This is a genomic window from Rahnella sp. NRRL B-41462, from assembly GCF_003263525.1.
GTDB lineage: Bacteria > Pseudomonadota > Gammaproteobacteria > Enterobacterales > Enterobacteriaceae > Rahnella > Rahnella aceris.
On sequence record NZ_JYDF01000120.1, the window covers coordinates 1 to 8686 of the forward strand.

An 8686-nucleotide genomic window follows, 5' to 3' on the forward strand; every position below is an offset into this window, starting at 1 on the left:
CCCGCCTCCCCCTTCGCAGGGGGAGGAGCCGTACCGAATCCTCTTCTGAACAGGCATCACAAATTTAAATATTCCCCGCTTTTTCATCACCCATAATTGATAAGCGTCATAACGCCCGGTGAACTATTTCGGCAAAGTGCCCGCCTTTCACTTGGATCCAAATTTAATCTCGGGGAACACAATAATGCTGGAATTACTGATCGGGCTGGTAGTCGCCGTCTTTGTCGGCCGCTATATCATTAAAGGCTATTCACCCACCGGCGTTCTGATGGTCGGCGGCTTATTATTGCTGATTATCAGCGCCATCATGGGTCACAGCATCCTGCCGGAAGGCACCAAAAGTACCGGCTGGAATGCGACAGATATCGTTGAGTACGTCAAAATTCTGCTGATGAGCCGCGGTGGCGATCTGGGGATGATGATCATGATGCTGTGCGGTTTCGCAGCCTATATGACCCATATTGGTGCCAACGATGTGGTCGTCAAACTGGCGTCGCGCCCGTTACAGATGATCAATTCACCGTACATTCTGATGGTTGCGGCGTATATTCTGGCGTGTCTGATGTCCCTGGCCGTGTCTTCGGCGACCGGTCTGGGCGTGTTACTGATGGCAACGTTGTTCCCGATTATGGTTAACGTCGGCATCAGCCGGGGCGCGGCGGCGGCGATTTGTGCGTCTCCTGCGGCGATCATTCTTTCCCCTACCTCAGGTGATGTGGTGCTGGCGGCGCAGGCGGCGAATATGCCGCTGGTGGATTTTGCCTTTAAAGTCACCCTGCCGATTTCGATTGCTGCCATCGCGGCGATGGCGGTCGCGCACTTCTTCTGGCAACGCTATCTGGATAAACGCGATACCTCCGTGCTGGCAGATGCTGTCGATTCCAATGCTGACGATGTCATTGAAACCAATGCTCCGGCTTTCTACGCTATTTTGCCTTTCACGCCGATTATCGGTGTGCTGATTTTTGACGGTAAATGGGGACCCAATCTGCATATCATCACCATTCTGGTGATTTGTATGTTGCTGACCGCCCTGATTGAAACCGTGCGTAACCGTAACGGCAAAGCGGTATTCGCCGGACTGGACGTGGCTTATCGCGGCATGGCGGATGCATTCGCAACGTTGTGATGCTGCTGGTCGCGGCGGGCGTGTTTGCTCAGGGGCTGAGCACCGTCGGGTTCATCAGCAGCCTGATAGGACTGGCGCAAAACTTTGGCTCCGGCAGCATCGTCATGATGCTGGTGCTGGTAGTCATCACCGTGCTCGCCGCCATGACCACCGGCTCCGGTAATGCTTCGTTTTACGCCTTCGTCGAACTTATCCCAAAACTGGCCGCGAAAATGGGCATCAACCCGGAATATCTGGTCATCCCGATGTTGCAGGCATCCAACCTGGGTCGCACTATTTCCCCTGTTTCGGGCGTCATAGTGGCCGTGGCCGGTATGGCAAAAATATCGCCTTTCGAAGTCGTCAAACGCACGTCCGTTCCCGTGCTGGTTGGCCTGATTGTGGTAATTGTCGCCACCGAAATTCTGGTGCCGGTGCATTAAAGCCTTTCTATTTAAATCCCCTTCCTGAGCGAAGGGGATCATTGATCACATAAATACGATAACGAGAATGCCTCTCACAGGTTAAGCTACTGCGCCTTGAAGGTCGGGGAAGTTTCCCTGTGCTGATTTGATAGCAAAACCAGCGTGAGAAAAGCTTTTATGTTGAATAATCCGGGTTATAAACGTATTGGCGGGTGGCTACTGGCCCCGATGGCGTATCTGATTGTGACGCTGCTGAGCGTGGTATTAATGCTGTTTCTGTTTTCAATGGCGTTATTTATGCCGGAATCGCGCGAATATCTCATCACCAACTCCCAGGCATTTACCCTGCAATGGTATTTCTCGGTGGTGACCACGTTAGCGATGGGGTTATTTACCGTCGCGGTATTGCTGCAATTCTGTAAGCGCGCCAGCGTGTTACCCAAAATGTATATTATCTGGTTATTGTGCACAGTACTTCTGGCGGTAAAAGCCTTTGCATTCTCACCGGTTACCGATGATTTGGCCGTGCGTAACTTATTGTTACCTTTATTGGCCGCCGCCGTCTTTGTGCCTTATTTCAAGCGCTCACTGCGGGTAAAAGAAACCTTCACGGAATAACCCTGAGGTTTTTAATGTTTATTATGTCCGGGCAATTGTCATGACCTCTTATTTATTACTTTTTGTCGGCACTGTGCTGGTAAATAACTTCGTACTGGTTAAGTTTCTTGGCCTGTGCCCGTTTATGGGCGTTTCCAAAAAACTGGAATCCGCTATCGGTATGGGTCTCGCCACCACATTTGTGATCACCCTGTCGAATATCTGCTCGTGGATCGTCAACACTTTCGTTCTGATGCCGCTGGGGCTGGTCTATCTGCGCACTATGGCCTTTATTCTGGTGATCGCGGTTGTTGTACAGTTCACCGAAATGGTGGTGCGCAAAACCAGCCCGTCTCTGTACCGCCTGCTGGGCATCTTCCTGCCGCTTATCACCACCAACTGCGCTGTGCTCGGCGTGGCGCTGCTGAACATCAACCAGCAATTCAACTTTATGCAATCTGCGCTGTACGGTTTCGCCGCGTCACTGGGCTTCTCGCTGGTGATGGTGCTGTTTGCCGCTATCCGTGAACGTCTGGTGGTGGCTGACGTCCCCGCACCGTTCAAAGGTTCTTCGATTGCGCTGGTCACGGCTGGCCTGATGTCATTAGCCTTTATGGGCTTCACAGGTCTGGTGAAATTCTAATGTTTGAATTATGGGTAGCGATTGGCGCGCTGACCGCTCTGGCGCTGGTTTTTGGCCTGCTGCTGGGTTACGCCTCGCGCCGCTTTGCCGTGGAAGGCAACCCGGTTGTCGATCAGATTGACGATATCCTGCCGCAAAGCCAGTGTGCGCAATGTGGCTATCCCGGCTGCAAGCCTTACGCCGAAGCGGTCGCCAATGGCGACAACATCAATAAATGCGTGCCGGGCGGCGAAGCCGTCATGCTCAAGCTGGCGACCTTGCTTAACGTTGAGCCGCAGCCGATGGGTGAAGACGCTGCGGCTGCTGTCCCGGTGCGTAAAGTCGCCTATATCGACGAGAGCAATTGCATCGGCTGCACCAAGTGTATTCAGGCCTGTCCGGTGGATGCCATCGTGGGTGCCACCCGCGCCGTACACACCGTGATTACTGATTTATGTACCGGCTGTGACCTGTGCGTCGCGCCGTGCCCGACGGACTGCATCGAAATGCTGCCAGTAAAAACCACCACCGCAAACTGGAAGTGGGATTTGAAATCCATTCCGGTTCAGGTCATCCATGCGGAGTAACATGTTTAATCTGTTTGCGGCGCTCAAAAAAGACAAAGTCTGGGACTTCGACGGCGGTATTCATCCGCCGGAAATGAAGACTCAGTCGAGCCACGTTCCGCTGCGCAACGTGCCGCTGCCTGAGCGCTTTATCATCCCCCTTCAGCAACACCTTGGCCCTGAAGGCGAGCTGTGTGTGAAAGCCGGCGACCCTGTGTTAAAAGGTCAGCCGCTGACCACTGGCCGTGGCCGTACCGTGCCGGTTCACGCGCCGACGTCGGGCGTGATCACGGCCATCGAACCGCACATCACCGCGCACCCTTCCGGTCTGAAAGAACTCTGTGTGCTGATTGAAGCCGACGGCCTTGATACCTGGTGCGAACGCGAATTCATTGCCGATTACCGCCAGCTTTCTGCTGATGAACTGAATCAGCGCATCAGTCAGGCCGGTATTGCCGGGCTGGGTGGCGCAGGCTTCCCGACCGCCAGCAAATTAGCCGGTGGCCTGACATCGACCCGCACACTGATCCTCAACGCGGCCGAATGTGAGCCTTACATCACTGCCGATGACCGGCTGATGCAGGAACATGCCATGGAAATTCTCCAGGGCACGCGCATCCTCTGCCACATGTTGCATCCTGAACGGGTGCTGATCGGCATCGAAGACAACAAACCTGAAGCGATTGCCGCGCTTAAAGCCGCGATCAGCGCTGAAATCTCCGACGGAGTGCGTTTCGAACTGCGGGTCATTCCGACCAAATACCCGTCCGGCGGTGCCAAACAGCTGACCAAAATCCTGACCGGCCTCGAAGTGCCGAAAGGCCATCACTCGTCGTCCATCGGCGTACTGATGCAAAACGTCGGCACCGTGTTTGCCATTAAACGCGCAATCATTGACGGCGAACCGTTGATCGAACGCGTGGTCACGCTGACCGGCGAAGCGATGGCAAAACCGGGTAACGTCTGGGCGCGTCTGGGCACGCCGATTGAACACCTGATGCAGGAAGGCCAGTTACAACCGCAGGGCGATAAAAAGATGGTGATTATGGGCGGCCCGCTGATGGGCTTCACCCTGCCATCGCTCAATGTGCCTGTGGTCAAAATTTCCAACTGTCTGCTCGCGCGTCTGACGCCGAACTGGGTCAGCCGGAGCCGGAAGAAGCCTGTATCCGTTGCAGCCTGTGCGCGGAATCCTGTCCGGCCGGTTTACTGCCTCAGCAACTTTACTGGTTCAGTAAAGGCGAAGAACACGAAAAAGCGCGCAAGCATAATCTGTTCGACTGCATCGAATGCGGCGCCTGTGCGTATGTCTGTCCGAGCAATATTCCGCTGGTGCAATATTACCGTCAGGAAAAGGCCGAAATCCGTGCCATCGATGCAGAGACTGCCCGGGCCACCGAAGCCAAAGCCCGTTTCGAAGCCAAACAGGCGCGTATGGAACGTGAGAAATTAGCGCGTGAAGAGAAACATCAGAAAGCGGCAGTGAAGCTGGACGACGTCGCAGCAAAAGAAGTACCTGTCGCTGAAAAAGCCACGGAACAACAGGCCGAAGCCGATCCGCGCAAAGCGGCGCTGGCCGCTGCCATTGCCCGTGCGAAAGCGAAGAAAGCCGCCGCTGAGCAGGAAATCCCGGTGGCTTCTGAGCCGGTGCCTGAAACGCCGCCATCTGCAGAAGACGATCGTAAGGCCGCCGTGGCAGCCGCTCTTGCCCGCGTGAAAGCGAAGAAAGCCAGTAATAACGGCGTTGTCGTGGAAGCCAAAGAAAGCGAACTGAACGTTGCACCACAGCCCTCCGCTGACGACGATCGCAAAGCTGCTGTCGCCGCCGCCATTGCCCGCGTGAAAGCCAAAAAGGCCGCTGCTGCGCAACCTGCGGGCACTGAAGAAAACGTGACAACGTCACCTGCACAGCCTTCCGCAGACGACAAACGCAAGGCGGCGGTGGCGGCTGCCATCGCGCGTGCCAAAGCCAAAAAAGCCGCTGCGCTGAGTGAAGCGCAGGACGCTGAACCGGAAGAAAAAGAAACATCACAACAAGAAAGCGATCCACGCAAAGCCGCTGTAGCGGCTGCGATCGCCCGAGTTAAGGCCCGTAAAGCCGCTCAGACAATGTCGAACGAGGAATAGATGGCCTTCAGGATTGCAAGTTCACCTTTTACGCATAATCGCCAGAACACCAGTACCATCATGATGATGGTGATTCTGGCGTGTATTCCCGGCCTGCTCGCTCAGGTCTGGTTCTTCGGTTACGGCACGCTGATTCAGCTGACGCTCGCTATCGTCATTGCCCTGCTGGCAGAAGGCGCGGTGTTACAGTTGCGCAAACTGCCGGTGAAAAAACGCCTGGGCGATAACAGTGCCCTGCTGACAGCCGTTTTGCTGGGTATCAGCCTGCCGCCGCTGGGCCCGTGGTGGATGGTGGTGCTCGGCACGATTTTCGCCATCATCATCGCCAAACAACTTTACGGGGGTCTTGGTCAGAATCCGTTTAACCCGGCCATGGTAGGTTATGTGGTGCTGCTGATTTCTTTCCCGGTTCAGATGACAACCTGGCTGCCGCCGGATGTTTTACAGCATCATCACGTCGGATTCACCGACACGCTGCTGACCATTTTCACCGGCCATAACAGTCAGGATCTGACCGCGTATCAGTTGAACATGAACGTGGATGGCGTGACGCAGGCGACACCACTGGATGCATTTAAAACCGGTTTGCGCTCCGGCCATACCGCCGATCAGATCCTCGGGACGCCGCTGTTTAGCGGCACACTGGCCGGTCTCGGCTGGCAGTGGATTAACCTCGGATTCCTGGCCGGTGGCCTGTTCCTGATGTGGCGCAAAATCATCAGCTGGCATATTCCGGCCGCCATGTTAGGCATGCTGGTCATTTGCGCAGGTATCGCGTGGGGTCTGGCACCGGAAAACTATCCTTCACCGCTGATCGGACTGTTCTCCGGCGCGACGATGCTGGGCGCGTTCTTTATTGCCACGGATCCGGTGACAGCATCCACCACCCCGAAAGGCCGCCTGATTTTTGGGGGACTGATTGGTTTACTGGTGTGGCTGATCCGCAGTTATGGCGGTTATCCGGATGGTGTCGCTTTTGCCGTTTTACTGGCCAATATCACCGTGCCACTGATTGATCACTACACACAACCACGCGTTTACGGGCATCGCTGAGGAAGAATTATGTTAGCTACAATGCGACGCCACGGCCTGATTCTGGCTTTCTTTGGCGCACTGATGACCGGTATGACGGCACTGGTCAACCTGATGACCAAGCCGACCATTGAACATCAGGCGCTGTTACAGCAAAAAACGCTGTTTGATCAGGTGATCCCGGCCAGCGTGTACGACAACGACATGCAAAACGAATGTTACAACGTCACTGACGAGTCACTTGGCAGCATGGCACCGCACCGTCTGTATCTGGCGCGCAAAAATGGTCAGCCGGTGGCTGCCGTGGTTGAAACCACCGCGCCTGACGGCTATTCCGGTGCGATTCAGTTGCTGGTGGCGGCTGATTTTCATGGCAAAGTTTACGGTTCCCGCGTGCTGGAACAGCACGAAACGCCGGGGCTGGGTGACAAAATTGAAGTGCGCATTTCCGACTGGATCAAACATTTCGCCAATCAGACCGTCAATGGTGCAAGCGATGAGCGCTGGGCGGTGAAGAAAGACGGCGGTATGTTTGATCAGTTTACCGGTGCGACCATTACACCGCGCGCCGTCGTCCGCTCGGTAAAACGTACGGCGCTGTTTATCGGGACGGTACCGTCTCAGCTTTCCCACCTCACCCCTTGTGGAGCCCGTGATGAGTGAAGCCAAAAAGATAATCGTTCAGGGTCTGTGGACCAATAACTCCTCGCTGGTGCAGTTGCTGGGGCTTTGTCCGCTGCTGGCCGTGACGTCGACTGCCACCAATGCCCTCGGTTTAGGGCTGGCGACCACGCTGGTGCTGACCTGTACCAACGCCATGATTTCCGCATTCCGTAAGTGGATCCCGGATGAAATCCGCATCCCGATTTACGTGCTGATTATCGCCTCGGTGGTCAGTACCGTGCAGATGCTGATCAACGCCTACGCGTTCGGTCTGTATCAGGCGCTGGGGATTTTTATTCCGCTGATTGTGACCAACTGCATTGTGGTCGGACGTGCCGAAGCCTGCGCCGCCAGCAGCCCTGTGCATCTGGCTGCCCTCGACGGTGCGATGACAGGTCTCGGGGCAACCTGCGCAATGTTTGTGCTGGGTTCAATGCGTGAAATTCTCGGCAGCGGCGTGCTGTTTAATGGCGCTGATTTGTTGCTCGGCAGTTGGGCGAAAGTGCTGCGCGTCGAAGTGCTGCATCTGGATAACCCGTTCCTGCTGGCAATGCTGCCGCCGGGCGCATTTATCGGCCTCGGTCTGCTGCTGGCCGGCAAATATCTGATTGATCAGCGTATGAAAGCACGGCAAGCGGCACAGCACGTTGTGGTGGAAGAAAGCCTGCCAAAGGGAAGCGTTCATGAATAAGGAAAAACGCACCGAAATTCTCAGCCGTTTGCGCGATAACAATCCGCATCCCACTACCGAACTGGTGTACACCACCCCGTTCGAACTGCTGATTTCGGTATTACTTTCTGCGCAGGCTACCGATGTCAGCGTGAACAAGGCGACAGCAAAGCTGTATCCGGTCGCCAACACGCCGGAATCGGTTCTGGCGCTTGGCGTGGACGGCGTAAAGGAATACATCAAAACCATTGGCCTGTTTAATGCCAAAGCGGAGAACGTGATTAAAACCTGCCGTATTTTGCTGGAAAAACACCATGGTGAAGTGCCGGAAGACCGCGCCGCGCTTGAAGCGCTGCCTGGCGTTGGCCGCAAAACCGCCAACGTAGTGCTCAATACCGCCTTCGGCTGGCCGACCATTGCCGTGGATACGCATATTTTCCGCGTCTGTAACCGCACGAAGTTCGCGCCGGGTAAAACCGTGGATGACGTCGAAGAGAAATTGCTGAAAGTGGTTCCGGCCGAGTTCAAGCTCGACTGCCACCACTGGCTGATCCTGCATGGCCGCTATACCTGCATTGCACGTAAGCCGCGGTGCGGGTCATGTTTGATCGAAGATTTGTGCGAGAGTAAAGAGAAGGTTTATGCGGAGTGAAAGGGGATTCCCTTTGGATCCCTTTAAATGGCTTTAAATGGCTTTAAAAGCTTTAAATAGAATTGAGTAAATTTCGGTTTCTCAATAACGGTTATCACACGGCCTTTCGTGCCGAAACCGACCAGAGGGGAAAGGCTTTTCCCCTCTGAACTCCCCTCGCTTTTTCAAACATGTGATCCGCGCGCTGGCTATGTTTCAGCAACCGCAGCGACAGGCTGGAAATC

Annotated in this window: 7 protein-coding genes and 2 pseudogenes; all 9 read left to right on the plus strand. The window is 55.1% G+C overall.

The window, feature by feature from the left end; genetic code table 11:
• The first annotated feature begins 184 nt into the window (after window positions 1-184).
• A pseudogene (gene dcuC, locus UC14_RS23320) lies at window positions 185-1551 on the plus strand (anaerobic C4-dicarboxylate transporter DcuC).
• Between the two features lie 159 nt (window positions 1552-1710).
• Window positions 1711-2151 carry a DUF2569 domain-containing protein gene (locus UC14_RS23325; protein ID WP_013575432.1) on the plus strand — a complete coding sequence of 147 codons (441 nt, stop codon included), beginning with the start codon at window positions 1711-1713 and terminating at the stop codon, window positions 2149-2151.
• Window positions 2152-2191: 40 nt separating this feature from the next.
• Window positions 2192-2773 carry an electron transport complex subunit RsxA gene (rsxA, locus tag UC14_RS23330; protein ID WP_013575431.1) on the plus strand — a complete coding sequence of 194 codons (582 nt, stop codon included), beginning with the start codon at window positions 2192-2194 and terminating at the stop codon, window positions 2771-2773.
• Window positions 2773-3339, plus strand: coding sequence for an electron transport complex subunit RsxB (rsxB, locus tag UC14_RS23335; RefSeq protein ID WP_013575430.1), 567 nt, complete (start codon window positions 2773-2775; stop codon window positions 3337-3339). Before rsxA ends, rsxB begins: the two co-directional genes overlap by 1 nt.
• A gap of 1 nt (window position 3340) precedes the next feature.
• A pseudogene (gene rsxC / locus UC14_RS23340) lies at window positions 3341-5445 on the plus strand (electron transport complex subunit RsxC).
• On the plus strand, window positions 5446-6498 hold the full coding sequence (rsxD, locus tag UC14_RS23345; RefSeq protein ID WP_013575428.1) for an electron transport complex subunit RsxD: 1053 nt from the start codon (window positions 5446-5448) through the stop codon (window positions 6496-6498).
• Window positions 6499-6507: 9 nt separating this feature from the next.
• A complete protein-coding gene (gene rsxG, locus UC14_RS23350; RefSeq protein WP_013575427.1) occupies window positions 6508-7140 on the plus strand; it encodes an electron transport complex subunit RsxG in 633 nt (210 codons plus the stop codon).
• A complete protein-coding gene (locus UC14_RS23355) occupies window positions 7133-7831 on the plus strand; it encodes an electron transport complex subunit E (RefSeq protein ID WP_112152219.1) in 699 nt (232 codons plus the stop codon). Before rsxG ends, UC14_RS23355 begins: the two co-directional genes overlap by 8 nt.
• Window positions 7824-8462, plus strand: coding sequence for an endonuclease III (nth, locus tag UC14_RS23360; protein ID WP_013575425.1), 639 nt, complete (start codon window positions 7824-7826; stop codon window positions 8460-8462). Before UC14_RS23355 ends, nth begins: the two co-directional genes overlap by 8 nt.
• Window positions 8463-8686: the final 224 nt, after the last annotated feature.